The 25,906-nt window shown below is 63.6% G+C and carries 39 protein-coding genes and 1 pseudogene; all 40 read right to left on the bottom strand.

What is annotated here, in order from left to right:
* Positions 1–235: pseudogene (locus D2T30_RS21250) on the bottom strand (hypothetical protein); the annotation flags it as partial.
* A 434-nt stretch (positions 236–669) separates the two neighbouring features.
* On the bottom strand, positions 670–1,443 hold the full coding sequence (locus D2T30_RS21245) for an amino acid ABC transporter ATP-binding protein (RefSeq protein ID WP_128187437.1): 774 nt from the start codon (positions 1,441–1,443) through the stop codon (positions 670–672).
* An 11-nt stretch (positions 1,444–1,454) separates the two neighbouring features.
* A complete protein-coding gene (locus D2T30_RS21240) occupies positions 1,455–2,771 on the bottom strand; it encodes an amino acid ABC transporter permease (RefSeq protein WP_128187439.1) in 1,317 nt (438 codons plus the stop codon).
* Position 2,772: 1 nt separating this feature from the next.
* Complete coding sequence (locus tag D2T30_RS21235; protein WP_128210437.1) at positions 2,773–4,038, bottom strand: amino acid ABC transporter permease; 1,266 nt, start codon at positions 4,036–4,038, stop codon at positions 2,773–2,775.
* A gap of 133 nt (positions 4,039–4,171) precedes the next feature.
* Positions 4,172–5,188: an amino acid ABC transporter substrate-binding protein gene (locus D2T30_RS21230; RefSeq protein WP_128187443.1), complete on the bottom strand. Its 1,017-nt coding sequence runs from the start codon at positions 5,186–5,188 to the stop codon at positions 4,172–4,174.
* A gap of 201 nt (positions 5,189–5,389) precedes the next feature.
* Positions 5,390–6,103, bottom strand: coding sequence for an ATP12 family chaperone protein (locus D2T30_RS21225; RefSeq protein WP_128210436.1), 714 nt, complete (start codon positions 6,101–6,103; stop codon positions 5,390–5,392).
* Positions 6,100–6,765: an HAD-IA family hydrolase gene (locus tag D2T30_RS21220; protein WP_128210435.1), complete on the bottom strand. Its 666-nt coding sequence runs from the start codon at positions 6,763–6,765 to the stop codon at positions 6,100–6,102. The genes D2T30_RS21225 and D2T30_RS21220 overlap by 4 nt, the downstream gene beginning before the upstream one ends.
* Complete coding sequence (locus tag D2T30_RS21215; RefSeq protein ID WP_128210434.1) at positions 6,762–7,817, bottom strand: RluA family pseudouridine synthase; 1,056 nt, start codon at positions 7,815–7,817, stop codon at positions 6,762–6,764. Before D2T30_RS21215 ends, D2T30_RS21220 begins: the two co-directional genes overlap by 4 nt.
* Complete coding sequence (crcB, locus tag D2T30_RS21210) at positions 7,814–8,191, bottom strand: fluoride efflux transporter CrcB (RefSeq protein WP_128210433.1); 378 nt, start codon at positions 8,189–8,191, stop codon at positions 7,814–7,816. Before crcB ends, D2T30_RS21215 begins: the two co-directional genes overlap by 4 nt.
* A gap of 31 nt (positions 8,192–8,222) precedes the next feature.
* Positions 8,223–9,539, bottom strand: coding sequence for a replication-associated recombination protein A (locus tag D2T30_RS21205; RefSeq protein ID WP_128210432.1), 1,317 nt, complete (start codon positions 9,537–9,539; stop codon positions 8,223–8,225).
* A gap of 255 nt (positions 9,540–9,794) precedes the next feature.
* A complete protein-coding gene (rplQ, locus tag D2T30_RS21200; RefSeq protein ID WP_128187455.1) occupies positions 9,795–10,211 on the bottom strand; it encodes a 50S ribosomal protein L17 in 417 nt (138 codons plus the stop codon).
* 147 nt (positions 10,212–10,358) lie between these two features.
* The gene (locus D2T30_RS21195) at positions 10,359–11,375 is read right to left on the bottom strand and encodes a DNA-directed RNA polymerase subunit alpha (protein ID WP_128187456.1); all 1,017 of its coding nucleotides are present in this window, start codon (positions 11,373–11,375) and stop codon (positions 10,359–10,361) included.
* 119 nt (positions 11,376–11,494) lie between these two features.
* Positions 11,495–11,884, bottom strand: coding sequence for a 30S ribosomal protein S11 (gene rpsK, locus D2T30_RS21190; RefSeq protein WP_128187457.1), 390 nt, complete (start codon positions 11,882–11,884; stop codon positions 11,495–11,497).
* Between the two features lie 15 nt (positions 11,885–11,899).
* Positions 11,900–12,268, bottom strand: coding sequence for a 30S ribosomal protein S13 (gene rpsM, locus D2T30_RS21185; protein WP_128187458.1), 369 nt, complete (start codon positions 12,266–12,268; stop codon positions 11,900–11,902).
* 159 nt (positions 12,269–12,427) lie between these two features.
* The gene (locus D2T30_RS21180) at positions 12,428–13,084 is read right to left on the bottom strand and encodes an adenylate kinase (RefSeq protein ID WP_128187459.1); all 657 of its coding nucleotides are present in this window, start codon (positions 13,082–13,084) and stop codon (positions 12,428–12,430) included.
* A 15-nt stretch (positions 13,085–13,099) separates the two neighbouring features.
* Positions 13,100–14,461 (bottom strand): preprotein translocase subunit SecY, encoded by a 1,362-nt coding sequence (gene secY, locus D2T30_RS21175; protein WP_128210431.1) that lies wholly within the window; start codon positions 14,459–14,461, stop codon positions 13,100–13,102.
* Positions 14,462–14,565: 104 nt separating this feature from the next.
* Positions 14,566–15,030, bottom strand: coding sequence for a 50S ribosomal protein L15 (rplO, locus tag D2T30_RS21170; protein WP_128187461.1), 465 nt, complete (start codon positions 15,028–15,030; stop codon positions 14,566–14,568).
* Positions 15,031–15,164: 134 nt separating this feature from the next.
* The gene (locus D2T30_RS21165; RefSeq protein ID WP_128210430.1) at positions 15,165–15,899 is read right to left on the bottom strand and encodes a hypothetical protein; all 735 of its coding nucleotides are present in this window, start codon (positions 15,897–15,899) and stop codon (positions 15,165–15,167) included.
* A 110-nt stretch (positions 15,900–16,009) separates the two neighbouring features.
* Entirely contained in the window at positions 16,010–16,201 is a 192-nt protein-coding gene (rpmD, locus tag D2T30_RS21160; RefSeq protein WP_128187463.1) for a 50S ribosomal protein L30, read from the bottom strand.
* Between the two features lie 12 nt (positions 16,202–16,213).
* Positions 16,214–16,768, bottom strand: coding sequence for a 30S ribosomal protein S5 (gene rpsE, locus D2T30_RS21155; RefSeq protein ID WP_128187464.1), 555 nt, complete (start codon positions 16,766–16,768; stop codon positions 16,214–16,216).
* A gap of 10 nt (positions 16,769–16,778) precedes the next feature.
* The gene (gene rplR / locus D2T30_RS21150) at positions 16,779–17,138 is read right to left on the bottom strand and encodes a 50S ribosomal protein L18 (protein WP_128187467.1); all 360 of its coding nucleotides are present in this window, start codon (positions 17,136–17,138) and stop codon (positions 16,779–16,781) included.
* Between the two features lie 11 nt (positions 17,139–17,149).
* Positions 17,150–17,683 (bottom strand): 50S ribosomal protein L6, encoded by a 534-nt coding sequence (gene rplF, locus D2T30_RS21145; protein ID WP_128187470.1) that lies wholly within the window; start codon positions 17,681–17,683, stop codon positions 17,150–17,152.
* 10 nt (positions 17,684–17,693) lie between these two features.
* The gene (rpsH, locus tag D2T30_RS21140) at positions 17,694–18,092 is read right to left on the bottom strand and encodes a 30S ribosomal protein S8 (protein ID WP_128187474.1); all 399 of its coding nucleotides are present in this window, start codon (positions 18,090–18,092) and stop codon (positions 17,694–17,696) included.
* A gap of 13 nt (positions 18,093–18,105) precedes the next feature.
* Complete coding sequence (gene rpsN / locus D2T30_RS21135) at positions 18,106–18,411, bottom strand: 30S ribosomal protein S14 (RefSeq protein ID WP_128187477.1); 306 nt, start codon at positions 18,409–18,411, stop codon at positions 18,106–18,108.
* A gap of 17 nt (positions 18,412–18,428) precedes the next feature.
* Positions 18,429–18,989, bottom strand: a complete 561-nt coding sequence (gene rplE, locus D2T30_RS21130; RefSeq protein ID WP_128187480.1) for a 50S ribosomal protein L5 — start codon at positions 18,987–18,989, stop codon at positions 18,429–18,431.
* Complete coding sequence (gene rplX, locus D2T30_RS21125) at positions 18,989–19,294, bottom strand: 50S ribosomal protein L24 (protein WP_128187484.1); 306 nt, start codon at positions 19,292–19,294, stop codon at positions 18,989–18,991. The genes rplE and rplX overlap by 1 nt, the downstream gene beginning before the upstream one ends.
* Positions 19,294–19,662: a 50S ribosomal protein L14 gene (gene rplN / locus D2T30_RS21120; protein WP_023666245.1), complete on the bottom strand. Its 369-nt coding sequence runs from the start codon at positions 19,660–19,662 to the stop codon at positions 19,294–19,296. The genes rplX and rplN overlap by 1 nt, the downstream gene beginning before the upstream one ends.
* A gap of 75 nt (positions 19,663–19,737) precedes the next feature.
* The gene (gene rpsQ, locus D2T30_RS21115) at positions 19,738–19,971 is read right to left on the bottom strand and encodes a 30S ribosomal protein S17 (RefSeq protein ID WP_128187487.1); all 234 of its coding nucleotides are present in this window, start codon (positions 19,969–19,971) and stop codon (positions 19,738–19,740) included.
* 11 nt (positions 19,972–19,982) lie between these two features.
* Positions 19,983–20,183: a 50S ribosomal protein L29 gene (gene rpmC, locus D2T30_RS21110; protein ID WP_128187491.1), complete on the bottom strand. Its 201-nt coding sequence runs from the start codon at positions 20,181–20,183 to the stop codon at positions 19,983–19,985.
* A gap of 228 nt (positions 20,184–20,411) precedes the next feature.
* Positions 20,412–20,642 carry a hypothetical protein gene (locus D2T30_RS21105; protein WP_128210429.1) on the bottom strand — a complete coding sequence of 77 codons (231 nt, stop codon included), beginning with the start codon at positions 20,640–20,642 and terminating at the stop codon, positions 20,412–20,414.
* Positions 20,643–20,795: 153 nt separating this feature from the next.
* The gene (gene rplP, locus D2T30_RS21100; protein ID WP_128187495.1) at positions 20,796–21,209 is read right to left on the bottom strand and encodes a 50S ribosomal protein L16; all 414 of its coding nucleotides are present in this window, start codon (positions 21,207–21,209) and stop codon (positions 20,796–20,798) included.
* A gap of 12 nt (positions 21,210–21,221) precedes the next feature.
* Positions 21,222–21,932, bottom strand: coding sequence for a 30S ribosomal protein S3 (gene rpsC / locus D2T30_RS21095; protein WP_128187497.1), 711 nt, complete (start codon positions 21,930–21,932; stop codon positions 21,222–21,224).
* Positions 21,932–22,312, bottom strand: coding sequence for a 50S ribosomal protein L22 (rplV, locus tag D2T30_RS21090; protein ID WP_128187499.1), 381 nt, complete (start codon positions 22,310–22,312; stop codon positions 21,932–21,934). Before rplV ends, rpsC begins: the two co-directional genes overlap by 1 nt.
* 5 nt (positions 22,313–22,317) lie before the next feature.
* A complete protein-coding gene (gene rpsS / locus D2T30_RS21085; RefSeq protein ID WP_128187501.1) occupies positions 22,318–22,596 on the bottom strand; it encodes a 30S ribosomal protein S19 in 279 nt (92 codons plus the stop codon).
* 3 nt (positions 22,597–22,599) lie between these two features.
* Positions 22,600–23,436, bottom strand: coding sequence for a 50S ribosomal protein L2 (gene rplB, locus D2T30_RS21080; RefSeq protein WP_128187503.1), 837 nt, complete (start codon positions 23,434–23,436; stop codon positions 22,600–22,602).
* Positions 23,437–23,574: 138 nt separating this feature from the next.
* Positions 23,575–23,871 (bottom strand): 50S ribosomal protein L23, encoded by a 297-nt coding sequence (locus D2T30_RS21075; RefSeq protein WP_128210428.1) that lies wholly within the window; start codon positions 23,869–23,871, stop codon positions 23,575–23,577.
* The gene (rplD, locus tag D2T30_RS21070; RefSeq protein ID WP_128187507.1) at positions 23,868–24,488 is read right to left on the bottom strand and encodes a 50S ribosomal protein L4; all 621 of its coding nucleotides are present in this window, start codon (positions 24,486–24,488) and stop codon (positions 23,868–23,870) included. The genes D2T30_RS21075 and rplD overlap by 4 nt, the downstream gene beginning before the upstream one ends.
* Positions 24,485–25,210, bottom strand: a complete 726-nt coding sequence (gene rplC, locus D2T30_RS21065) for a 50S ribosomal protein L3 (RefSeq protein ID WP_128187509.1) — start codon at positions 25,208–25,210, stop codon at positions 24,485–24,487. Before rplC ends, rplD begins: the two co-directional genes overlap by 4 nt.
* Before the next feature lie 11 nt (positions 25,211–25,221).
* Positions 25,222–25,530, bottom strand: coding sequence for a 30S ribosomal protein S10 (rpsJ, locus tag D2T30_RS21060; RefSeq protein ID WP_013066043.1), 309 nt, complete (start codon positions 25,528–25,530; stop codon positions 25,222–25,224).
* 197 nt (positions 25,531–25,727) lie between these two features.
* On the bottom strand, positions 25,728–25,906 hold a 179-nt coding region (locus D2T30_RS21055; RefSeq protein WP_455620428.1), incomplete at its 5' end, for an EF-Tu C-terminal domain-related protein.

Genomic DNA, 25,906 nt, shown 5'->3' with positions numbered 1-25,906 from the left:
CATGCGCGGGACTCAACCCCTCCAGCACAACCCCGCCCGCCCGCAGCCGCAGCAGATACCACGCCCCCGCCGTGTCCAGAAAACCCACATCGTCCAACCTGACCCGCCCGGCGAAAGCCTCCGGCGCAGGCAACTGGCCGATCGTCCAGACACTCAAAGTGCCCGAGATCCCGCCGCCCTCAGGCCCCTGCCGGACGCTGACAGCGGGTTTCGGGGCCGCATCGCCGGGGCTCATGGCTTTCCACTCCGACGGCGTGGCCGCGTCGCATCATCGCATCGGCGCGGACCGGATACGGCGCGCCGCAAGACCTTCGCATGCGACTGTTGCTTCATTGAATACGCCCTCGAAAGCACCATTCCGGCGAAAGACCGTCCTGCGCAGGGAAGACCGGCGCAGGACAGACGTCAATGATTGTCGCTATTTCCGCAAGGATCGCGCCGGCATCTGCGGCTTTCCGGTCGCGTGGGAGCGATGCGGCTTCGCCGCGATCGGATGTGCCTGAACCGGATCGAACAGGGATCTTGCGTCATGGCGACCCGCCGGAACGACGGCCGATCCGGGCGTGACTGTGGCCTTGTTTCAAATGAATGCGCCGGCGCCACCGGGCGCCGGCCTTGCGATGTCACGGATCTTCCGCGGGACCGGATTCCAGCCCCGCCCGGAAACCATCAATGCCCGAGGATCTGGCTCAGGAACTGCTTCGTCCGTTCCGACTGCGGATTGTGGAAGAAGTCATGCGGGTTGTTCTGCTCGATGATCTGGCCGTCGGCCATGAAGATCACCCGGTTCGCCACCGCCTGCGCGAAGCCCATTTCATGGGTCACGCAGAGCATCGTCATCCCCTCCTCGGCAAGCTGGATCATCGTGTCCAGCACCTCCTTGATCATCTCGGGGTCGAGCGCCGAGGTCGGTTCGTCGAACAGCATGATCCGCGGCCGCATGCACAGACTGCGCGCGATCGCCACACGCTGCTGCTGACCGCCCGAAAGCTGGCCCGGATATTTGTCCGCCTGCTCAGGGATCTTGACCTTTTCGAGGAAATACATCGCCGTTTCCTCGGCTTCCTTCTTCGGCACCTTGCGCACCCAGATCGGCGCCAGCGTGCAGTTTTCCAGAATGGTCAGATGCGGGAACAGGTTGAAGTGCTGGAACACCATGCCGACTTCGGACCGCACCTTGTCGATGTTCTTGAGGTCCGAGGTCAGTTCGGTGCCGTCGACGATGATCTTGCCCGACTGGTGTTCCTCCAGCCGGTTGATGCAGCGGATCATCGTCGATTTCCCCGAACCCGAAGGCCCGGCGATGACGATCCGTTCCCCGCGATGCACCGTCAGGTCGATGTCGCGCAGCACGTGGAACTGGCCATACCACTTGTTCATCTTCTCGATCTGGATCGCGACCTCGTCCGAGACCTGCAATTTCTGAGCTTGGGCTTGTGTCATTTCAGGGCTCCTTAACGGTAGTCACGCTTCAGCTTGCGCTCGAGATACATCGAGTAGCGCGACATGCCGAAGTTGAAGAGGAAGAAGATCGCGCCGACGAAGACGAAGGGTTCCCAATAGACCCCCTTCCAGGCGAAATCGGCGCGGATCGTGTCGGGGATCGACTTCAGCGGCTCGAACAGGCCGACGAAGGTCACCAGCGTCGTGTCCTTGAACATCCCGATGAAGGTCGAGACGATCCCGGGGATGGAGATCTTGAGCGCCTGCGGCAGAATGATCAGCCGCTGCGCCTTCCAGTAGTCGAGGCCGAGCGCATCCGCCGCCTCGTATTGCCCGCGCGGCAGGGCCGCGAGACCGCCGCGGATGACCTCGGCGATATAAGCGGCCGAGAACAGCGTGACGAGGATCATCACCCGCAGGATGATGTCGAAATTCGTCCCCGGCGGCAGGAAGTAGTTCAGCAGCAGCGAGGCCACGAACAGCAGCGCGATCAGCGGCACCCCCCGGATGAACTCGATGAACATGACCGAGAAGGTCTTGATCAGGAACATGTCCGACTGCCGGCCAAGCGCGAGGACGATGCCAAGCGGCAGCGACATCGCGATACCGCCAAGGCCCAGCACGATCGCCAGCAGGAAGCCGCCGAATTCACGCGAAGGCACCGGCTGGATCGCCAGCGGAACGACCGAGGTCAGCACGCTATCGATCGGCCCGGTGAGGAAGGACCAGAACAGCAGCGGCACCGCGATCGCCGCAAGCGAGGCAAGCAGCGAGCTGCGCAGCGCCAGCAGCCGATAGGCCAGCGCGCCAAGCGCGAAGCCCACCGCGATCATCGCCACCGGCCAGATCGAACCGCCCCAGAGCAGCCAGATCGCCACCAGCGGATAGGCGAGCGTGAACCACAGCATCTTGCGCGGCAGTTGCGTGAACAGCACCGGCGCGATGGCCACGAACATCAGCACGAAGGCCAGCACCGGTCGCCAATACAGTTGCGACGGATAGAAGCCGAACAGGAACTGCGTCCAGCGTGCCCGGATCACCGCCCAGCAGGCGCCGCTTGCGCCTTCGCCCCAGCGTTCGGCGATGATCTGACGACATTGCGCCAGCGAATCCGCCTGCCACACCCCATGCAGGAACCAGGGCGCGAAATGCGACACCAGCAGATACAGGATGAAGAGGCCGAAAAGCGTCAGCGCCGTGTTCGCCCAGCTGGAAAACAGGTTTTCGCGCAACCACTTCGGCGCGCCCGAGGCCCGCGCGGGCGGCACCTCGGCCGGCAGCATGTGCTTGCGGACGAACGGCGCGGTAGGAGAGGGTTTTCCGATCATCTCAGCGCTCCTTCAGCCGGACCTTGCGGTTGAACAGGTTCATGGCCCCTGAAATCACCAGCGAGATCGAAAGATAGATGAGCATCATCAACAGGATGCATTCGAGTTCGCGCCCCGTCTGGTTCAGCGTGATGCCGCCCAGTGTGCCGCGCAGGTCCATGTAGCCCACCGCGATCGCCAGCGAGGAGTTCTTGGTCAGGTTCAGGAACTGGGAAATCAGCGGCGGCACGATCACCCGCAGCGCCTGCGGCAGGATGACCAGCCGCATGATCCGCCCCGAACGCATGCCAAGCGCGGCGGCGGCCTCGGTCTGGCCCTTCGACACAGCCAGGATCCCGGCGCGGACGATCTCGGCGATGAAGGCGCCGGTATAGAGCGACAGCCCCGCCCAAAGCGCCACGAAGGCGTTCGACACATTGGTGCCGCCGGTGAAGTTGAACCCCTGCAGCGTCGGTTCATGCAGCCGGAAGCCAAGCGCGATCAGCAGCACGATCACCGGCGCGAACAGGATCAGCAGGCTTTTCCACCAGGTCGTCGGGCGCACGCCCGTCGCCGCCTGCACCGCATTGGCCCAGCCGACGAACCTGCGGTTCGCCCAGATCGATACCGCGAACAGCACCAGCACCGCCACGACATCAAGCGAGATCGGCGCGAACGGCGTGTTCACCACGCCAAGCGAGCGCAGGAACTCCATGCTCGGGATAGCGGTGTAACGGTTGGTGAGGGCGACGGAATCGAACAGGATCATCGAGGTCTGCGCCTCACCCGTCGTCGGATTTATCCGATAGGCGTTGGGCGCGGGCATCACCTCGGTCAGCAGCGCGATCGCCACCAGAATCCACAGCAGCAGCGGGATGTTGCGGAACACCTCGACATAGGCCGTCATCAGCCGCGAGACGAGCCAGTTCGGCGACAGCCGCATGACCCCCACGAAAACCCCGATCACCGTCGCCGTGATACAGCCGACGAACGAGATCCACAGCGTGTTCAGCAGCCCCACCAGCATGGCGCGGGCATGGGTGCTGTCATTCGAATAGGGGATCAGGTGCTGGGCGATGTCATAGCCCGACCTGTTTCCCAGAAAACCGAAGTTGAAGTCCTTTCCAAGGACATTGAGGTTGCGGATCGTATTGTCCACGAGCCACGCGGCTCCAGCCATCACCAGAAACAGGACGACGACCTGAATGGTGAGCGAACGATAACGCGTGTCATAGATAAGCTGGCTGAGCCGGAACCCGGGCTCCGGCGTATCGGGTACGCTGGTCATTGATATGCTTCCCCTGAACCCGTCGCGCCCCCGGGCTTTTGCCCATGTTATGGCGAGATACGCGCGGCCGGATCATCAAATGGTTTGAAAGAAGGGTGTCCCGCCGGAACGGAACACCCCTTGCAAAATCAGCTCACCGGAACGGCATCGCGTAGAGCAGGCCACCCTGCGTCCACTGCGCGTTCAGGCCGCGGGCCAGCCCGATCGGGGTCGATTCGCCGATCGTGGCGGCGAAGATCTCGCCGTAGTTGCCGCCGGCCTTGATCGCATGAACGGCCCAGTCGTTGGGTAGGCCGGTCATCGCGCCCAGACCACCTTCGACACCCAGAAGACGGTTCACTTCGGGATTCTCGGTGCCCTTGGCCAGTTCTTCGACATTGGCCGAGGTGACGCCGTATTCCTCGGCCGCGATCAGCGCGTAGAGCGTCCATTTCACGATGTCGAGCCACTGGCTGTCACCGTGGCGCACGGCCGGCCCGAGCGGTTCCTTGGAAATGATTTCCGGCAGGATGATGTGGTTGTCCGGATCGGCGAAAGCCGCGCGGGTCGCCGCAAGGCCCGAAGCGTCGGTGGTGTAGGCGTCGCAGGCGCCCGCGATATACTGCTGTTCGCCTTCCGCGTTCGAATCGATCGCGATCGGCTGATAGGACATGCCGTTGGCCTTGAAATAGTCGGCCAGGTTCAGCTCGGTCGTCGTGCCGGTCTGGATGCAGACCGAAGCCCCGTCCAGTTCCTTGGCCGAGGTGATGCCCGAATCCTTGTGCACCATGAAGCCCTGACCGTCGTAGTAGTTGACGCCGGCGAAATCCATCTTCAGGTCGGTGTCGCGCGAGAAGGTCCAGGTGGTGTTGCGCACCAGAACGTCGACCTCGCCCGAGGCGAGCGCGGTGAACCGGGTCTGGCCGGTGGTGGGCACGTATTTCACCTTGGAGGGGTCGCCGAAGACGGCGGCGGCAACCGCCTTGCACAGCGCGACGTCGAAGCCCGACCAGTTCCCGTTGGCATCCGGCGCCGCGAAGCCGACGAGCCCGGTGTTCACGCCGCAGTTCAGCACGCCGCGGGCCTTGACGTCATCGAGCGTGGCCGCCGAGGCGATCCCCGCAGTCAGACCGGCCGCCGCCAGTGCGCCGAAAAATACCGTTTTCTTCATGTTTACCTCTTCCTGAGTTTCCGCCGTGAACCAGCGGTCCGTGATGCCCGTGTTGGGTCTGGATAATGCGGGCTCTTGTTCCCGATATCACAAGCTTGGGCAAATCATGGCCGACAGGTCAAGGGAGAGTGAGGAAGAACTGCCGATAAAATGCCCGAATGCAGTGCAAATGCCTTAATTTCAGGCGCATTCGGGCTGGAGTCATCCGCGCTGCAGCAGGGTCCAGAATCGCGCGGCATCCAGCAGGGCCTGACGCTTGACGGCGGCGAGGGCGGCGGCCTCCTCGTCATGGCCCCATTGCTCGGCCTGCCAGTCCTCGTCGATGCGCGAGAGCGCCCAGGCCTCCTCGGGCGGAAGGCGCCCTTCCGCCACCGCAAGGCCAAGCAGCAGCGAACCGCTGATCCCCACGAGGTCGTGCAGCGCCGCAAGCTGCCAGGCGTCCATCGCCGCAACCCGCGCGGACAACGCCGCCAGCGCCTCGTCAGGCTGCGCCACGGACACCACGCCCTGCGTCACCAAGAGCCGCGCCCCAAGCGCCTCCGCCGCCCAGTCGAGCAGCGGGTCCCAGCCCTGCGCCTGACGGGCGACAAGGGGCTCAGGCGCCTCGGCCCGGTAGCACAGCAGGTCCGTTCCGCCGTAATCGGCGATATAGGCCGCGACCTCGCCGTGCTGCGCCGCGACCTTGTCGATGGCGGCATTGGCGGCGCGGGTCAGCGGCATGGTCGCGGGATCGATCGTTTCGCCCTGCGCGTCCCATTCGGCGGCGATCGCCTCGGCCAGCGCGCGCGTCGGCACTGCCAGCGCGGCCTTGGCCGGGGTCTTCACCGCCCGCCCGTCCAGCGCGATGCCGTAGCCCTCGGGCGTTTCGACCACGCCCGCCGCTTTCCAGAACCGTTTCGGTGCCCAGACAGTCATCCCTCATCCCCCAGAAGCTCGGCGATCGCCGCCTCGAGCGCGGCGAAACTGTCGACGATCCGCACCGCCCCCGCGTCGCGCAGATCGGCGACGGGATGATAGCCCCAGCTCACGCCGATCGTGGCGACACCGGCGGCGCGGCCCATCTCGATGTCATAGGTCGTATCGCCGATCATCACCGCCCGCGCCGAGGGCACGCCCGCCTCGGCCAGCGCCGCCTCGACCATCGCCGGATGCGGCTTCGAGGGATGGTCGTCCGCCACCTGCCGCGTCACGAAATAGCCGCCGATGCCGTGATGGTCGCACAGCGCGTTCAGCCCGCGCCGGGACTTGCCCGTGGCGATGCCAAGGATCATGTCCGCCTGCCCCGCCAGCCGGTCGAGCGTCTCGGCCGCCCCCGGGTAAAGCGGCGCGGGGTCACGCTGACGGTAGAGGTGGTAGCTCGACTTGTAGGTCTCGATGATCTCGGCGCGCAGTTCCGCCGTCGCCTCCGGCACCAGACGCGCCATCGCCTCGGGCAGCGACAGACCGACGATGGACAGGATCGTCCGCCGGTCGGGCACTGCAAGCCCCACCGCCGTGAACCCCCGCGTCACCGAGGCGACGATCTGCGCCTGACTGTCGGACAGCGTGCCATCGACATCGAAGATCGCCAGCTTCATTCCAGATCCTCGAACGGATCGGCGGGCACGTCGTTCTCGATCCAGCCGAGGGTCTTCCACGTTTTCTTCATGTGCGTCGGCAGCGGCGCGGTGATGGTGACGCGCTTCTTGGTGATCGGATGGTCGAAGCTGATCTGGCGGGCGTGCAGATGCAGCTTGCGGCTGATCTCGCCCCCCAACTGCGCGCCCCAGCCGTCACCGGGGTTTTCCTGACCCGAGCCGCCGTATTTGCCATCCCCCACGATCGGATGACCCAGTTCCGCCATATGCGCGCGGAGCTGATGCGTACGCCCGGTGATCGGCACCAGCGCGACCCAGCTTGCCCGCGAACCAAGCGCGTCGAGCACGGCATAATCCGTCGTCGCGCGCTTGGCGTCCGGGTGGTCCTTGAGCTTGGCGGGATGGATGCAGATCATCTTTTCGCCCTCGCCGCCGCGGCCATGCCCCGGCGCCTTCATCAGGCCAAAGCGCACCGTGCCCATCTTGGGGTTGGGCACACCCGCCACGGCGGCCCAGTAGATCTTGCGCGTCGTCTTGAACCGGAACGATTCCGACAAGGCCCGGGCGATCCGGTCGGTGCGCGCGATCAGCAGCACGCCCGAGGTATCCTTGTCCAGCCGGTGCACCATCTTCGGCCGGTCCTTGAAGCCGAAGCGCAGCGCATCCAGCAGCCCGTCCACATGCCGGTCCCCCTGCCCCGAGCCGCCCTGCGACGGCAGCCCCGGCGGCTTGTTCAGCGCGATGATATGTTCGTCCCGCCACAGAACGCAGGACTGGATCATCTCGGCATCGTCGTCCGAAATCTCATGCGCGTCGCGGCGTTCGTCGGACCGGCGGGGCGCAGCCTCGGGCAAGGGCGGCACGCGCACCTCCTGCCCCGGCGCGACGCGGGAATTGGCCTTCACCCGGCCGCCATCGACGCGGAGTTCGCCCTTGCGGCACATCTTTTCCACCGCGATCTGGCCAAGCTGCGGAAATTTCTTCTTCAGCCAGCGGTCGAGGCGCTGTTCGCCCTCGGCCTCGGTCACTTTTATCAGTTGCACGTTGCTCATGCGAAATATCCCTTCGCGAGCGCCATGCCCGCCACAAGTGCCATCAGGCCGAACACGACCGAGGCGATCACGTAAAAGGCCGCCAGACCCGCCCGGCCCCCGTCATACAACATCATCGCATCCAGCGAAAACGCCGAAAAGGTGGTGAAGCCGCCGAGGATCCCGGTCATCAGGAACGGCACATGCCACGATCCCGACCGGCCGGCCAGAAGAACCGCCAGAACCCCCATCACGAAGCTACCCACGATATTCACGAACATCGTGCCATAGGGGAAGCCTATGCCAAGGAGCCGTCCCGAGGCGACATTCACAAGATACCGCAGGGTGGAGCCGATTGCCCCGCCGAGTGCGACGGTGAACATGGTCTGGATCATCGCGCCTCTCTTGCCCCGCCCGGGCCGGATGTCAACTGTTGCGCTTCTCGCGCAGCTTGGCGAACCAGTCCACCCGCTTCTTCAATTCGCGTTCAAAGCCGCGCTCGACCGGGGAATAGAGCACCGGGCGCCTGACGGTATCGGGAAAGTAGTTCTGCCCGGAAAAGCCGTCCTCGGCGTCGTGGTCATAGGCATAGCCCGCGCCGTAGCCCTGTTCCTCCATCAGCCGCGTGGGCGCGTTGAGGATATGCTTCGGCGGCGGCTCGGACCCCGATTTCTTCGCCAGCGCGCGGGCCGCCTTGTAGGCCATATACCCCGCGTTCGATTTCGGCGCGAGGGCGAGGTAGATCACCGTTTGCGCCAGCGCCAGTTCGCCCTCGGGCGAGCCGAGCCGTTCGTAGACCTCCCACGCATGCAGCGCGTGGCTCTGCGCCTGCGGATCCGCCAGACCGATATCCTCGACGGCCATCCGCACGAAGCGGCGCGCCAGATAGCGCGGATCCTCGCCGCCCTCCAGCATCCGCGCGAACCAGTAAAGCGCCGCATCCGGATCCGAGCCGCGCACCGATTTGTGCAAGGCCGAGATCAGATTGTAATGCTCGTCCCCCGACTTGTCGTATTTCGCCGCACGCCGCATCAGGCGGGTGGACAGCGCATCGGTGTCCAGGGGGGCCGCCACCTTCCACGCCATCACCTGCTCGATCAGGTTCAGGAGCGCCCGCCCGTCGCCATCGGCCATCTCCAGCAGCGCCTCGCGCGCCGGAGCCTTGAGCGGCAGCGCCCGGCCGAGCGTCTTTTCCGCCCGCTGCGCCAGCCGTTCCAGATCGGCGAGGCTCAGCCGTTCCAGCACGATCACCTGCGCGCGGGACAGGACGGCGGCATTCAGCTCGAACGAGGGGTTTTCCGTCGTCGCGCCGACCAGAAGGATGGTCCCATCCTCCATCCACGGCAGGAAGCTGTCCTGCTGCGCCTTGTTGAAGCGGTGGATTTCATCGACGAAGAGCAGCGTGCCCTTGCCCTGCTGGCGGCGCAGCTTTGCCGCGTCGAACACCTTGCGCAGTTCGGGAACGCCGGTGAAAATCGCCGAGACCTGCACGAAATGGCGGTCCGAGGCATGGGCGAGCAGCCGCGCGATCGTGGTCTTGCCGACACCGGGCGGCCCCCAGAAGATGACGGAGCTCAACGATCCCGCCGCCAGCATCGCGCCAAGCGGTCCTTCGGGGCCCAGAACGTGTTCCTGCCCGATCACCTCGGACAGGCTCTGCGGGCGGATCCGGTCGGCAAGCGGACGCGGCGCCTCTTTCGGGGCGGCGGCAGGGTCCGGGGGGGTATCGAACAGATCGGGCATGGGTTTCCTCTGCCCCCAATGAAAGCATTCCGGGGCGAAAAGAAAAGGGGGCCGCGTGACGCGTGCCTTGAAACGACGCGGAAGCGCGGGTGGACAGGGCGCAGGGGGCCAGCCCCCTCTTGGCCTTCGGCCAATTCACCCCCGGGATATTTATGGAAGAATGAAGGGGAGGGAATGCGCTTCGTCACGCGAGCGCCCCCAAAATGAAAATCCCGCCCGGATGGGCGGGATCGAGCGGTTTCCCTGACGGGGGCCTTATTCGGCGGCTTCTTCGGCCTCAAGGCGGGCCTTGTCGGCCTTGCCCTTGGCTTCGACATCGCGGTCGACGAACTCGATGATCGCCATCGGCGCCATGTCGCCGTAGCGGAAGCCGGCCTTCAGGACGCGGGTATAGCCGCCCTGACGGTCCTTGTAGCGCGCGGCGAGAACGTCGAACAGCTTCGCGACGTCCTTGTCTTCCTTCAGCGCGGCGGCAACCTGACGGCGGGCGTGCAGATCGCCACGCTTCGCCAGCGTGATCAGCTTTTCGATGACCGGGCGGAGTTCCTTGGCCTTCGGCAGGGTGGTCTTGATCTGCTCATGCTCGATAAGCGAGCCGGCCATGTTCGAGAACAGCGCCTTGCGGTGTTCGGCGGTGCGGTTGAGGCGGCGGTAGCCGCGGGCGTGACGCATGGGTATCTCCTGATTCGCGTTTTGCTTTGTGTTGTCCCGCCTGCGTTGGGCGAAACGTCGTTGGGGCGGATTGCCCAGGGTTCCCCGGCTGACCGGGCATTTTGAATGGGGGGCGTGTAGACCACGCCCCCCGGATCTGTCAAGCGATCAGAACTGATCCTCGAACCGCTTCGCCAGATCCTCGATGTTTTCCGGCGGCCAGTCCTCGACTTCCATCCCGAGATGCAGACCCATGCCCGAGAGCACTTCCTTGATCTCGTTCAGCGACTTGCGGCCGAAGTTCGGGGTGCGGAGCATTTCCGCCTCGGTCTTCTGGATCAGGTCGCCGATATAGACGATGTTGTCGTTCTTCAGGCAGTTGGCCGAACGGACCGAAAGCTCCAGCTCGTCCACTTTCTTCAGCAGCAGCGGGTTGAATTCCAGCCCGTCTTCCGCATCCGTCTTCGAGGCCGATTCCGGTTCCTCGAAGTTGACGAAGATCGAGAGCTGGTCCTGCAGGATGCGCGCCGCATAGGCCACCGCGTCATCCGGCGTGATCGAGCCGTCGGTTTCGATCTTCAGCGTCAGCTTGTCGTAGTCCAGCACCTGGCCCTCGCGGGTGGGCGTGACTTCGTAGGCCACCTTCTTCACCGGCGAATAGATCGCGTCGATGGCGATCAGGCCGATCGGCGCATCCTCCGGCTTGTTCTTGTCGGCGGCGACATAGCCCTTGCCGGTGTTGACCGTCAGTTCCATGAACAGATCGGCGCCATCGTCGAGGTGACAGATGACGTGTTCCTTGTTCAGCACTTCGATGCCATTCGTTTCCGAAATGTCACCCGCGGTCACGACGCCCGGCCCCTTGGCGGAGATCGAGATGCGCTTCGGCCCCTCGACATCCATCTTGAGCGAGACGCCCTTCAGGTTCAGGATGATGTCGGTGACGTCTTCACGCACACCGGCGACCGAGGAAAACTCGTGCAGCACGTTGTCGATCTGCACCGAGGTGATGGCGGCGCCCTGCAGCGACGACATCAGCACACGGCGCAGCGCGTTGCCGAGCGTGAGACCGAAGCCGCGTTCCAGCGGCTCTGCAACGACCGTCGCCTGACGCTGCGGGTCATTGCCCGGACGAACGTCGAGCTGCGTCGGCTTGATAAGCTCAGCCCAATTCTTATGGATCATGCGTTCTGCCTCCATTCCTGTTTCCGGCCCATGTCCCAAGTCGGAAACGCCCGAGGAAAAAAACGTAAGCGACCGGGCCGCGCAGGTTTTCCCGCGCGGCCCGATCGGTGTTGGTGAAATTAGACGCGGCGGCGCTTCGGCGGACGGCAGCCGTTGTGCGCGATCGGCGTCACGTCACGGATCGAGGTGACGGTGAGCCCGACGGCGGCCAGCGCGCGGAGCGCCGATTCACGTCCCGAACCGGGGCCCTGCACTTCGACGTCGACCGTCTTCAGGCCGTGTTCCTGTGCCTTCTTGGCGGCGTCCTCGGCAGCCATCTGGGCAGCGTAGGGCGTCGATTTGCGCGAGCCCTTGAACCCCATGGTGCCCGAGGACGACCAGGCAATCGCATTGCCCTGCACGTCCGAGATCAGCACCTTGGTGTTGTTGAACGACGAGTTGATGTGAACGACGCCGGTGGCGATGTTCTTGCGTTCCTTGCGCTTGACGCGGGTCTTGTCGCGAGCCATTCTCTAACCCTCCCCTTACTTCTTCTTGCCGGCGATCGGCTTCGCCGGGCCCTTGCGGGTGCGGGCGTTGGTGTGGGTACGCTGACCGCGAACCGGCAGGTTCTTGCGGTGACGCAGGCCGCGATAGCAGCCAAGGTCCATCAGGCGCTTGATGTTCATCGAAACTTCACGGCGCAGGTCGCCTTCCACCGTGAGGTTGGCATCGATGTATTCGCGAATGGCGAGCACTTCGGCGTCGGACAGGTCGTTCACGCGACGCGCCGGGTCGATGCCGACGGCGGAGACGATCTGGTTAGCAACGAACGGGCCGATGCCCGCGATATAGGTCAATGCGATCGGGACGCGTTTCCCGGTCGGAATGTTGACGCCAGCAATACGTGCCAAAGCGTAGATCCCTTGGTTGCGGTTCCGTGATCCCAGAACCTTTTTTCACAACAAGGCCCGAAACCTCGTGCTCCGGGCCTTCCAGCCCGAACGATTCGGGCATTCTCATGCGAGACGCCGTGACCTAAAGAGTTTTCCTCCCGGGGTCAAGCGCCTTCCTCAGTCCAGCGGAGTTTCCAGCGCCTTGTTGATCGCGGCCGAAACCTCGTCGATTTCCGCAAGGCCATCCACCACATGCAGCTTGTGCGCATGATAGTAGTAGCCCACCAGCGGCGAGGTCTTCTTGTAGTATTCCATCAGCCGGGTCTTGAGGCTTTCGGCATTGTCGTCGGCCCGCCGCTTCAGGTTGTGGCTGCCGCAGACATCGCAGACGCCCTCGACCTTCGTCGGGCGGGTCTTGTCATGGTAGACCTCGCCGCAGTCGCCGCAGGTGTAACGGCCCGATACCCGGTCGACCAGCACCTGATCGTCGACGCGCAGTTCGATCACCGCGTCAAGCTGCTGCCCCTCGGCGGCCAGAAGCTCGCCGAGCGCATCCGCCTGCCGCAGCGTGCGGGGGAAACCGTCGAAGATGAACCCCGGCGCCTTCACCGTTTCCAGCTTTTCGCGGATCAGGCCGATGACGATCTCGTCCGTCACCAGTTGCCCGCGATCCATCACCTCGGCGACGCGCTTGCCCATGTCCGTGCCCGAGGTGCGCGCCTCGCGCAGCATGTCCCCGGTGGACAGCTGCACCATGCCGCGTTCCTCGACCAGCTTGCGTGCCTGCGTGCCTTTGCCTGCGCCCGGCGGCCCAAGCAGAATGATGTTGGTCATGACCCTTCCCTTCGTTCAGCGCCGCGACGGGGTCTTTTTGGCCCCCGTCTTCTTGCGACCCCGCAGTTGCGAACGTTCGATCAGTCCTTCGTACTGATGTGCCAGCAGGTGCGACTGAACCTGATTGATGGTGTCCATCGTCACCGAGACCACGATCAGCACCGAGGTGCCGCCGAAGTAGAACGGGATGGCGAACTGATGGCGCAGCACTTCCGGCAGCAGACAGACGAGCGCCAGATAGCCGGAGCCGATCACCAGAACACGGGTAACGACGTAATCCAGATAATCCTCGGTCTTCTTGCCGGGGCGGATGCCCGGGATGAAGCCGCCCTGATTCTTCAGGTTCTCGGCCACGTCATCCGATTTGAAGGACACGTTGGCCGTGTAGAAATAGGCGAAGAACACGATCATCGCCGCGAAGAACAGCAGGTAGAGCGGCTGCCCCGGCCCGAAATAGGCCAGCAGCACCGACATCACCGGCCCGGTCTGCGCGCCCGAGAAGGTGGCGACCGTCGTCGGCAGCAGCAGCAGCGACGAGGCGAAGATGGCCGGGATGACCCCCGCCGGGTTGACCTTGATCGGCAGATGCGACGAGCCGCCGTCATAAACCTTCATGCCCACCTGACGGCGGGGATACTGGATGTGGATCTTGCGCAGCGCGCGTTCCATGAACACGACGAAGGCGATCACCGCGACGACCATGACGATCACGCCAAGAATCACCGGGGTCGAGATCGCGCCCGCCCGCCCCTGCGCGAAGAACTGCGCCAGAGCCGCCGGGATTTCCGCGACGATGCCGACGAAGATGATGAGCGAGACGCCGTTGCCGATGCCGCGCGCGGTGATCTGCTCGCCCAGCCACATCAGGAACATCGTGCCGCCGACCAGCGTGATGACCACCGAAGCGATGAAGAACATGCCGGTTTCATGCGCAAGGCCACCGGCCTCAAGCGATTTCGCCAGCCCGTAGGCCTGGAACAGCGCCAGCGCCACGGTGGCATAGCGGGTGATCTGGTTGATCTTCTTGCGGCCCTGCTCGCCTTCCTTCTTCATCTGCTCCAGCGACGGCACCAGCGCCGTCAGAAGCTGGATGATGATCGAGGCGGAGATATAGGGCATGATGCCGAGCGCGAAGATCCCCATGCGGCCAAGCGCGCCGCCGGTGAACATCGACAGGATGCCGCCAAGACCGGCCGCCGCGCCGCTCATGAAGTTGCGCAATGCGTCGGCGTCGATGCCGGGCACCGGAATATAGGTGCCGAGCCGGTAGATGATCAGCAGCCCGATGGTAAACATGATGCGCTGCCGCAGCTCGGTCGCCTTGCTCAGGGCGCTCCAGCTGAGGTTCGCCGCCATTTGCTCTGCAGCAGAAGCCATATGCCGTCTCTTTCATGCGAGAGGCGCCGCGCGACGGTTCCCCGGTCGGCGGCGCCTGGAAAACTATTGCCTATGTAAGCGGGGCATGCCCCGCCCACAACCGCTTATTCCGCGGTCGCAACGGTCAGCTTGCCACCAGCTTTTTCGACGGCCTCGACCGCCGCTTTCGACGCGCCGGTCACGGTCAGCGTGACCTTCGAGGTGATCTCGCCCTTCGCCAGCACGCGCACGCCATCCAGCTTGCGGCGCACGAGGCCCGAGGCCACCAGCACGTCTTCGGTGATCTCCGCCGCGGCGTCGATCTTGCCCAGGCCGATGAACTTCTCGATCAGGCCGAGGTTCACCACCGCGTAGGACAGGCGGTTCGGCTTGGTGAAGCCGCGCTTCGGCAGGCGGCGATAGAGCGGCATCTGGCCGCCTTCGTAGCCGTTCAGCGCAACGCCCGAACGCGATTTCTGGCCCTTGATACCACGGCCACCCATCTTGCCCTTGCCCGAGCCCGGACCACGGGCAACGCGCTTCTTCTTGCGGGTGGCGCCTTCGTTATCGCTCAGTTCATTCAGTTTCATGTCGCTTCTCCTCTGGCCGGAAACCCCCTCGCAAGCGACAGAAGGGAGCACACGGCATTTCTTGTTGATGATCGTGGCCATTGGCGGCCACCGGGCGCGTATAGACAGAAAGCCCGATCCGTTCAAGCCCGACCTTACGGCGATATTGTCGCATCCGGTTCCGACGCAGCGTCACCGGCGGGTGCGGCGGGGTCTTCGGCCGGCGATTCGGGTGCGGCCTGCGGATCGTCGGGCTGGATCGCGTTCAGCGGCGCGCCATCGCCCCCCGGGAAAGCCGCGCGGGCGACGAAATCGACATTGCCGATCACCCCGTCCTTGCCCCTGGCCCGATACATCAGCACGCCGTTGACGATATAGAGATCGCGCACCGCATGCTGTTCCATTTCGCCCGAGGAATTGCGGACGGTCACAATGGCGTCCTCCTTGCCCTCCGTGCCACCTTCCAGACGGAAATAGTCCGGATCGGCATTCTGCGAGAGGTTGCGCATCACCTCCATCACCTCGTCATATTTGGTGACGCGCTTGTCGGAGAAATAGCAAAGCCCCTCATATCCGGCGAGCCCGGCCGCCGCCGCGGCCCCGGCGATGATCGTGGCGGGCGCCGTCGCGATCGCCCCCGCCGTCGCCATCGCGCCCGAGGCCCCGCCGCCCGCGCCAAGCAGCGTGCTGCCCGTCGCGCCGCCCGTCAGGGTGTAGAACCCCACGGCCTTCGCCTCCGAGCCCACGGCCTTCGCCGTATCCGACGCTACCTGAGAGCCCGCGGCAGCCCCGGCCATCTTGCTGGGCCGGTAGTCGCAGGGCCCCGCCTGCGCCACACCCGCCACAAACACCGCGCAGATCACCACGCCCGATCGAACAAACGCTGACATTTTGCCAGTCCCTTATGCTGCCTCGGGCCAAGGATCCCCCGGCCCCGCCCATAAAGCAAGGCGCCCCGGCCTTTCGACCGGGGCGCCTCGCGTTTCTTTGAACGGGCGGATCAGCCGCGTTCTTCGATGATCTTCACCAGATGCGGGATCTTGTTGACCATGCCGCGAACCGCCGGAGTATCCTCCAGCTCACGCGTGCGACGCACCTTGTTCAGGCCGAGACCCTTGAGGGTCGCGGTCTGGATCGCAGGACGGCGGGCGGCCGAGGCCACCTGCTGCACGACGATGGTTTTCTTCGCCATCTCTCAATCTCCTCAGGCTTCGGCCGGTTCGGCTTCGGTCCTCGGCAGGATGTCCGCAACCTTCTTGCCGCGACGCTGCGCGGTTTGACGGGGCGAGGCTTCCTTCTTCAGACCGTCGAGCGTCGCCCGGATCATGTTGTAGGGGTTCTGCGAGCCGATCGACTTCGCAACAACGTCCTGAACACCGAGCATTTCGAACACGGCGCGCATCGGACCACCGGCGATGATCCCGGTCCCGGCCACGGCGGTGCGCATCACGACCTTGCCGGCGCCATGACGGCCCTCGATGTCGTGGTGCAGGGTCCGGCCGTCACGCAGCGGCACACGAACGAGCGAGCGTTTCGCCTGTTCGGTCGCCTTGCGGATCGCTTCCGGCACTTCCTTGGCCTTGCCCTTGCCGAAGCCGACACGACCACGCTGGTCGCCGACCACCACGAGAGCGGCAAAGCCGAAGCGCTTGCCCCCCTTCACGGTTTTCGACACACGGTTGATCGCCACGAGACGATCGGCGAATTCCGGGTTTTCCTCGCGGTCGCGACGATCCCGACGATTTTCACGTTCAGCCATTCTCGTCTCCTTAGAACTTCAGGCCAGCTTCACGGGCAGCATCGGCCAAAGCCTTGATCTTGCCGTGAAACAGGAAGCCACCGCGGTCGAAGTAGCACTCTTCGACGCCAGCCGCTTTCGCGCGCTCGGCAATCGCCGCACCAATCTTCGCCGCCGCTTCGACGTTGTTCTTGCCGACGAAACCGAGATCCTTTTCGAGGGTCGATGCCGCCGCCAGGGTAACGCCCTTGACGTCGTCGATCAGCTGAACGCTGATGTTTTTGGAAGAACGATGAACCGACAGGCGCGCACGCCCGTTGGCCATCGCACGGAGTTTGTTCCGCACGCGCAGGCGGCGCTTGAGGAACAGATCGCGTTTGTTGTTCGCCATTTTCGCCACCTTTACTTCTTCTTGCCTTCCTTGCGGAAGACATATTCGCCCTTGTAGCGAATGCCCTTGCCCTTGTAGGGCTCCGGCTGCCGCCACTCACGGATGTTCGCCGCCACCTGGCCGACCAGTTGCTGGTCGATGCCTTCGACGACGATCTCGGTGTTCTTCGGGGACGTGACGGTCACGCCTTCCGGAACCTCGAAATTCACTTCGTGCGAATAGCCGAGCGACAGTTTCAGAACCTTGCCCTGCATCGCGGCGCGGTAACCCACACCTTGAATTTCAAGCTCTTTCTTGAAGCCGGTGGTGACACCGACGCCGAGGTTCTCGATCATCGAGCGGGCCATACCCCACTGCTGACGGGCGCGCTTCGAAGTTCCGCGCGGCGTCACCGTGATGGTGTCGCCGTCGAGGTGAAGCGTCACGTCATCCGTGGCGGTGAAGCTGCGGGCGCCCTTCGGGCCCTTCACTTCGATGGTCTGGCCGTCGAGCTTCGCGGAAGCACCTGCGGGCAGGTGGACCGGCTTCTTGCCAATACGAGACATGCGGACCTCCTTAGAACACGGTGCAGAGCACTTCACCGCCAACATTGGCAGTGCGTGCAGCCGCGTCCGTCATGACACCTTTCGGCGTGGAGACGATCGAAATACCAAGGCCCTGACGGACCGTCGGAATTTCCTTGACCGAAGCGTAGACGCGGCGACCCGGGGTCGACACACGCTTCACTTCGCGAATGACCGGGGTACCTTCGAAATACTTCAGCGAGATTTCGAGTTCCGGCAGGCCCTTGCCATTCGTCTTCTTTTCATAGCCACGGATGTAGCCTTCCGCCGCAAGCACGTCCAGAACCCAGGCGCGAAGCTTCGACGCCGGAGTGATGACGGTGGACTTGCCGCGCATTTGCGCGTTGCGGATGCGGGTCAGCATATCGCCGAGGGGATCGTTCACAGACATTCCCGTATCTCCCTTACCAGCTCGACTTCACCATGCCGGGGATCTGACCGAAGGAGGCCAGTTCGCGCAGCATGATCCGCGAGAGTTTGAGCTTACGGTAGTAAGCATGGGGACGGCCGGTCAGCTGGCACCGATTGTGCAGCCGGGTCGCCGACGAGTTGCGGGGCAGTTCCGCCAGCTTCAGCGTCGCCTTGAAGCGATCTTCCATCGGCAGGGACTGGTCTTCGATGATCGCTTTGAGCGAGGCGCGCTTGTTGGCGTATTGCTTCACCAGCTTCGCGCGCTTCACTTCGCGTTCAACCATGGATTTCTTGGCCATAAATGTCTCTCCCGCGATCAGCTGTTGAACGGCATGTTGAAGTGCTTCAACAGCGCCTTGGCTTCCGCGTCCACTTGGGTGGTGGTGCAGATGATGATGTCCATGCCCAGAACCTCATCGACCTTGTCGAAGTCGATTTCCGGGAACACGATGTGCTCTTTCAGGCCCATCGCGTAGTTGCCACGGCCATCGAACGCCGTGCCCTTGACGCCGCGGAAGTCGCGGACGCGCGGCAGGGCCACGTTGATCAGGCGGTCGAGGAATTCATACATCCGGTCGCCACGGAGCGTCACCTTGCAGCCGAGCGGCATTTCCTCACGCACGCGGAAGCCGGCGATCGACTTCTTGGCATGGGTGATGACAGCCTTCTGACCGGCGATGAGCGACAGCTCGTCAGCGGCCTGCTTGACCTTCTTGGTGTCCTTCACGGCCTCGCCGACGCCCATGTTCAGGACGATCTTGTCCAGACGCGGGATCTGCATGTCGTTCTTGTAGCCGAACTCTTCCTTGAGCGCGGCACGGATCTTCTCGGCATACAGCGTCTTGAGACGCGGGGTGTAGGTAGCTTGATCCAGCATCAGATCGCCTCCCCGGTGGTTTTGGCGAAACGCACCTTCTTGCCGTCTTCCAGACGGAAGCCGACGCGGGTGGCCTTGCCGTTGCCGTCAACGAGCGCGAGGTTCGACAGATCGATCGGCATCGCCTTCGCGATGCGGCCGCCCTGCGAGGTCTGCGACTGACGGGTGTGACGGATCGACGTGTTCACGCCTTCGACCACGGCCTTGTTGTCCTTGGGCGCAACCGAGGAAATCTTCCCCTGCTTGCCCTTGTCCTTGCCGGCGAGAACGACGACCGTGTCGCCTTTGCGGAGCTTCGCAGCCATCACAGCACCTCCGGAGCGAGCGAGATGATCTTCATGAAGTTCTTCGCACGCAGTTCACGAACGACCGGCCCGAAAATACGGGTGCCGACCGGCTCGCCCTGATTGTTCAGGATGACGGCGGCGTTGCGGTCGAAACGAATCGACGTGCCGTCCTCACGACGGACTTCCTTGGCGGTGCGAACGACGACGGCCTTGCGGACGTCCCCTTTCTTCACACGACCCTTCGGAATCGCCTCCTTGACCGACACCACGATGATGTCGCCCACGGATGCGTAGCGGCGATGCGAGCCGCCCAGAACCTTGATGCACTGCACCCGGCGTGCGCCGGAGTTGTCAGCAACATCCAGATTGGTTTGCATCTGGATCATAGGGTTACTCCCGACCTTTGGGCACTAGTCCCAGGGTTTCGACAAACTGACGTTTGTCGCCGGGCCTGAACGAATTCAGGCTTCGACGACAACCTTCCAGCGTTTCGTTTTCGAAATCGGCGCACATTCCTCGATACGGACGGTATCGCCGGCTTTGAAAGTGTTTTCCGCGTCATGGGCGCGGTATTTCTTGGACTTCCGCACCGTCTTTTGCAGCAGCGGGTGCTTGAAGCGGCGTTCCACGAGGACGGTGACCGTCTGGTCGTTCTTGTCCGAGGTGACCACGCCTTGAAGGATACGTTTGGGCATCGGAAATCTCCTTACTTCGCGGCTTCAGCAGCTTTGGCGTTCAGAACCGTCTTCACGCGGGCGACATCCTTGCGGACGGCGCGCATGCGGGCGGTGTTCTCAAGCTGGCCGGTGGCCTGCTGGAAACGAAGGTTGAAGGCTTCCTTTTTCAGCGCGACGAGCTGATCACGAAGCTCATCAGGCGTTTTCGCCTTGAGTTCTTGGGCTTTCATCCCAGGGTCCTTTCTTGGCACCAGAGGGCCCGCATGGGTGACCCTTGATCTGGTGGGTTATGTCTGCCCGGTCTCCCGGACCCGCCGCCAATATCATCGCATCCCCGGCGGCGCAAGGGATTCCTTTAAAAACTTGGGCGAAAGAGGAATCCGGCGTGGCGGGAACGACAAGGCCGGCCTGCGGTGAACAGGCCGGCCCCGGTATCCGCGCGGAAGGTCGCGCCCCGGTCAGTAGCCTGTCGCCCGGGCGCCCGAGAGCTGCGCGCTCGCCTGGGCGGCATCGGCGCGGTGCATGTTCTCATATTGCAGGATGCCGTTGCATGCCTGCAGGTTGCCGCCCTTGCAGGCGGTCTTGAACTGCTCCATCGCCACGGCCTCGCCGCTCTGTTCCTCGGAACACGCCGTCAGTGCGCCGCACAGGGCCACACACGCCAGCCACATTTTCCTGCTGCTCGTCATTCGCATTTCATCTTTGCCCATGAATCCGCCGCATCACGTCGCCCGTTGCGACGCTCCGGTTTGGCGGGATGGCGGCGGGCACCCCGGACCGGACTGCAAACGCCCGCCGATTTTCATCGGCGGGCGCGGTTGTCTCTGCGGTCCTGACCGGAATTACCAGTCTTCGCGGATCACGATGCGGGTGGTCACCGGCAGCTTGTTCGCGCCGAGACGCAGGGCCTCGCGGGCGATCGTTTCGGACACGCCGTCGATCTCGAACATGATCCGGCCGGGGTGAACCCGCGCCGCCCAGTAATCGACCGAGCCCTTGCCCTTACCCATACGAACTTCGGTGGGCTTCGACGAGACCGGCACATCCGGGAAGATCCGGATCCAGACGCGGCCCTGACGCTTCATGTGGCGGGTGATCGCGCGGCGGGCCGCTTCGATCTGCCGCGCGGTGACGCGCTCGGGTTCGGTGGCCTTCAGCGCGAAGGACCCGAAGTTCAGGTTGAAGCCGCCCTTGGCCTCACCGTGAATACGGCCCTTGTGCTGTTTGCGGAACTTCGTCCGTTTCGGTTGCAGCATCTTTCATACTCCTCAGCGCGCGTCACGACGCGGGCCACGCGGAGCCGGGCCTTCTTGAGCCTCGGCCGCCTTGCGGTCACGCGCCTGCGGATCATGTTCCATGATCTCGCCCTTGAAGATCCAGACCTTCACGCCGATGATCCCGTAGGGAGTCGTCGCTTCGGACAGCGCATAGTCGATATCCGCACGCAGGGTATGCAGCGGCACGCGACCTTCGCGGTACCATTCGGTCCGGGCGATTTCGGCACCGCCAAGACGGCCACCGACGTTCACACGGATGCCAAGGGCGCCCATGCGCATCGCGTTCTGCACCGCGCGCTTCATCGCGCGACGGAAGGACACACGGCGTTCCAGCTGCTGCGCGATCGATTCCGCGACCAGCTGGGCGTCGAGTTCCGGCTTGCGCACTTCGACGATGTTGAGGTGCAGCTCCGACGAGGTGAAGTTCGCCAGCTTCTTGCGAAGGACTTCGATGTCCGCGCCTTTCTTGCCGATGATCACACCCGGACGCGCGGCATGGATCGTCACGCGGCACTTCTTGTGCGGACGTTCGATGATCACGCGGCTGATGCCGGCCTGCTTGACTTCCTTGTGGATGAAGTCGCGCATCTTCAGATCTTCCAGCAGCAGATCACCGTAGTCCTTCGACTCGGCGAACCAGCGGCTGTCCCAGGTGCGGTTGACCTGGAGGCGCATCCCGATGGGGTTGACCTTCTGTCCCATTACGCACGCTCCTCGATCTGACGCACCTTGATGGTGATTTCCGAAAACGGCTTCATGATCTTGCCGAAACGGCCACGCGCACGCGGACGGCCACGCTTCATGACAAGGTTCTTGCCCACCCAGGCTTCGGCGACGACAAGGCTGTCGACATCCAGACCGTGGTTGTTCTCGGCGTTGGCGATGGCCGACTGCAGGCACTTCTTCACGTCGTCCGAGATCCGCTTCTTCGAGAAGGTCAGATCGGCAAGCGCCTTGTCGACCTTCTTGCCGCGGATCATGGCGGCGACGAGGTTCAGCTTCTGCGGCGAGGTGCGAAGCATCTTCGTTTTCGCGAAGGCTTCGTTGTCCGCCACGCGGCGCGGATTGTTTTCCTTACCCATGACGATTACTTCCTCTTGGCTTTCTTGTCGGCGGCGTGACCGTAGTAGGTCCGGGTCGGCGAATATTCACCGAACTTCTGGCCGATCATTTCCTCGGTCACGTTGACCGGGATATGCTTCTGCCCGTTGTAGACCCCGAAGGTCAGACCGACGAATTGCGGCAGGATGGTGGAACGGCGCGACCAGATCTTGATCACATCGTTTTTGCCCGAAGCGCGCGCCTTTTCCGCCTTCTTCAGAAGGTAGGCGTCAACGAAAGGGCCTTTCCAAATAGAACGTGCCATATCTTAACGACCCTTCTTAGCTTTGCGCGAACGGAGGATGTATTTGTCCGTCTTCTTGTTCGAGCGGGTCTTGTTGCCCTTCGTGCCCTTGCCCCACGGCGTCACCGGGTGACGGCCGCCCGAGGTCCGGCCTTCACCACCGCCATGCGGGTGGTCGATCGGGTTCATCGCGACACCGCGAACGGTCGGGCGCACGCCCTTGTGGCGCATACGGCCGGCCTTGCCGAAGTTCTGGTTCGAATGGTCGGCGTTCGACACGGCACCGATGGTCGCCATGCATTCCTGACGCACGATGCGCAGTTCGCCCGAGGACAGGCGGATCTGGGCATAGCCGCCGTCACGGCCGACGAACTGGGCGTAGGTGCCCGCGGCGCGCGCCAGCTGGCCGCCCTTGCCGGGCTTCAGCTCGACGTTGTGGACGATCGTGCCGATCGGCATGCCGGAGAACGGCATCGCATTGCCCGGCTTGATGTCCTGCTTGGCGCCCGCGATCACGGTATCGCCGACAGCCAGACGCTGCGGGGCGAGGATATAGGCGAGTTCGCCGTCCGAATACTTCACCAGCGCGATGAAGGCGGTGCGGTTCGGATCGTATTCGATCCGTTCGACGGTCGCCGGAACGTCGAACTTGCGACGCTTGAAATCGACAACGCGGTAGAGACGCTTCGCGCCGCCACCCTTGTGCCACATCGTGACGCGTCCGGTGTTGTTCCGGCCACCCGTCTTGATCAGCCCTTCCGTAAGGGCTTTGACGGGACGGCCTTTCCAAAGCTCCGAACGGTCGATCAGAACCAGCCCGCGCTGGCCAGGCGTCGTCGGCTTATACGACTTGAGTGCCATGCTCTCTGTCTTCCGTTGCTTTGGACCAAAGGTCCGTTTCGTTTGGGATGTTTCCATCCCGCTCGTGGATCCGGTTGCCCGCACCCATAAAACGAGCGGGCCCGACGCGCGGGCCCGCAAGATTCGTCGCGGCTTCTATCAGAGGCCGGTGGAAACGTCGATAGTGTTTCCTTCCTCGAGCGTCACATAGGCTTTCTTGACGTCCGAACGGACACCCGCGATACCGCGGAACCGCTTGGTCTTGCCTTTGGTGATGGTGGTGTTGACCGCCTTCACCTTGACGCCGAAGAGAGCTTCGACCGCTTCCTTGATCTGCGGCTTCGAGGCGGTTTTCGCCACCTGGAAGACGACCGCGCCATGCTCCGAGGCCATGGTGGCCTTTTCGGTGATGACCGGCTTCACGATCACGTCGTAGTGTTCGGGCTTCGTGCTCATTTCAGGCGAGCCTCCAGAGCTTCGACACCCGCCTTCGTGATGACCAGGGTCTCACGCTTCAGGATGTCATAGACGTTGGCGCCGATCGACGGCAGGATATCGATGCCCTCGATGTTGCGCGATGCCTTGAGGAAGTTCTCGTTCACCTCGGCACCGTCGATCACCAGGACCTTCTTCCAGCCCAGTTCCTTCGCCGCCTTGGCCAGCAGCTTGGTCTTGGCCTCGGCGATTTCCGCCACGTCCAGGACGACTAGGTTGCCGGTCTTGGCCTTGGACGAAAGCGCGTGCTTCAGGCCAAGGGCGCGGAACTTCTTCGGCAGGTCATGGGCGTGCGACCGCGGGGTCGGCCCCTTGTAGACGCCACCGTGACGGAAGATCGGAGCCTTGCGGGAACCGTGACGTGCGCCGCCGGTGCCCTTCTGCTTGTAGATCTTCTTGGTCGAGTAGCTGACGTCCGACTTGCCGAGAACCGAGTGGGTCCCCTGCTGGGCCTTCGCGCGCTGCCAGCGCACGACGCGGTGCAGGATGTCCGCACGCGGCTCCAGCCCGAAGATGTCATCGGCGAGTTCGATTTCACCGGCCTTGCCGGCGTCGAGCTTGATCACATCGAGTTTCATGCTTCACCCCCTTCGACCGAAGCTTCTTCGGCCGGAGCAACGGCGCCCTTCAGCGCGGCAGGCATCGGAACGTCCGACGGCAGCGGCTTCTTGACGGCGTCCTTGATGGTGACCCAACCACCCTTCGCGCCGGGCACGGAGCCCTTCACGAGGATCAGGCCGCGGTCGGCATCGGTCTTGACGACCTGGATGTTCTGCGTGGTCACACGCACGGCACCCAGATGGCCAGCCATCTTCTTGCCCTTGAACACCTTGCCCGGATCCTGGCACTGGCCGGTCGAACCGTGCGAGCGGTGCGAGATCGAGACACCGTGCGAAGCGCGCAGACCACCGAAGTTGTGGCGCTTCATGACACCGGCGAAACCCTTACCGATCGAGGTGCCGGCGATGTCCACGAACTGACCGGCATTGTAGTGCTCGGCCGAGATCTCGGCGCCGACTTCGATCAGGTTTTCCGGATCGACACGGAATTCGGCCAGCTTGCGCTTCGGTGCCACGTTCGCCTTGGCGAAGTGACCACGCATCGCAGCCGTCGTGCGCTTCGCCTTGGCTTCGCCCGCGCCGAGCTGAACGGCCGTGTAGCCATCCTTCTCTTCGGTGCGTTGGGCCACGACCTGCAGCGCGTCGAGTTGCAGAACCGTCACCGGAACCTGCTTGCCGTCTTCAAGGAACAGCCGGGTCATGCCCAGCTTCTTGGCGATAACACCAGAACGTTGTGTCATGGTGAACCTCCTCAGACCTTGATCTCGACGTCGACACCGGCGGCGAGGTCGAGCTTCATCAGCGCGTCCACGGTTTGCGGGGTCGGATCGACGATGTCGAGAAGGCGCTTGTGCGTGCGGATTTCCCACTGGTCGCGCGACTTCTTGTCGATGTGCGGACCACGGAGAACCGTGAATTTCTCGATCTTGTTCGGCAGCGGAATCGGCCCGCGCACCTGTGCACCCGTGCGCTTCGCGGTGTTGACGATTTCCTGGGTGCTGGCGTCCAGCACGCGGTAATCGAACGCCTTGAGCCGGATGCGGATGTTTTGACCACTCATTTAGTCTTGCCTCTCGCAGGGGCTTAGAAGGTTGAGAGGCAGACACCGCCGAATGCGACGCCTGCATCGAACCACAATCTCTTGGAGATCAGGCGCGTCCCCTACGGGACGCCCCCGAGTCTGTCAAGAGCAAATGGCGCGCCTTCTGGCGCGCCATTCGTTTTCGTCACGATCTCCGGCGGAAACCGCCGGAAAGATCACTTGAGGATCTTGGAGACCACGCCGGCGCCGACGGTGCGGCCGCCTTCACGGATGGCGAAGCGGAGCTTCTCTTCCATCGCGATCGGGGCGATCAGCTCGACGGTGAACTTCAGGTTGTCGCCCGGCATCACCATCTCGGTGCCTTCCGGCAGCTTCACCGTCCCGGTCACGTCGG

Source organism: Paenirhodobacter populi (genome assembly GCF_004022215.1).
GTDB lineage: Bacteria > Pseudomonadota > Alphaproteobacteria > Rhodobacterales > Rhodobacteraceae > Rhodobacter > Rhodobacter populi.
The sequence above is the reverse complement of the archived record's forward strand: the minus strand, read 5'-3'. Positions and strand labels throughout refer to the sequence as shown.